Source organism: Sinorhizobium sp. CB7 (genome assembly GCF_041357635.1).
Classification (GTDB): Bacteria; Pseudomonadota; Alphaproteobacteria; order Rhizobiales; family Rhizobiaceae; genus Rhizobium.
On sequence record NZ_JAULLL010000079.1, the window covers coordinates 1 to 349 of the forward strand.

The 349-nt window shown below is 66.5% G+C and carries 1 pseudogene; it reads right to left on the reverse strand.

The features are described 5' to 3' along the window. Nucleotides 1-349 (reverse strand): annotated as a pseudogene (locus AAE029_RS36260) (protease); the annotation flags it as partial.

Below are 349 nucleotides of genomic sequence, written 5' to 3' on the forward strand. Positions count from 1 at the left end.
GCGCCGCCGACCAGCGTATCGGCGCCTGCCCCGCCATCCAGCGTGTCGTTGCCGGTGCCGCCGGTGATGATGTTGACCAGGGCATTGCCGCTCCCGGCAAAATCGCCGCTGCCGGTGAAGGTCAGGTTCTCGACATTGGCCAGCGCAGCAATCGAGTAGGTCGCAAGCGCCGTCCTGACCAGATCCGTGCCTGCATTGGCAGCCTCGGTCACGACGTCGCCGGCACTGTCGACAACGTAGGTGTCGTTGCCGGCGCCGCCAATCAGGATGTCTGCTCCCGCCTTGCCGTCCAGCGTGTCGGCGCCTGCTGCGCCCCTGATCGTGTTGGCAAGGCTGTTTCCTGTTCCGG